This is a genomic window from Erwinia sp. PME.40.26/001 (assembly GCF_055556675.1).
Genome location: NZ_JBVHNP010000041.1, coordinates 1 through 384 on the forward strand (window position 1 = coordinate 1; position 384 = coordinate 384).

A 384-nucleotide genomic window follows, 5' to 3' on the forward strand; every position below is an offset into this window, starting at 1 on the left:
CGAACCTCGACAACCTCGCGACGGTCCCCGCGGACGCCCAGGGCAGCCTCCTCCCGGAGAACGTGCGTCCGTACTACATGGGCGGCTTCGTCTTCGGTATCGCGCAGGGCTGGCTGACCTCGACGTTCCCCAACGGCGGTCCGCAGAACTGGGCCGACTTCTTCGACACCACGAAGTTCCCCGGCAAGCGCGCGTGGCCCGGTGACCCGGGCTCGTACGACTCGTCCTACGAGATCGCGCTCCTCGCTGACGGCGTCAAGTTCGACGACCTCTACCCGCTCGACATCCCGCGGGCGGAGAAGAAGCTGAACACGATCCGCGACAGCCTCGTCTTCTACCAGTCCTACCCGGAGACCCAGCAGCTGCTCACGAGCGGCAGCGCGG

General features: G+C 67.2%; 1 protein-coding gene. It reads left to right on the plus strand.

The features are described 5' to 3' along the window. Positions 1-384 (plus strand): extracellular solute-binding protein (locus tag ACZ3HG_RS23120; protein WP_465334632.1); only part of this gene is annotated, 384 nt, incomplete at both ends.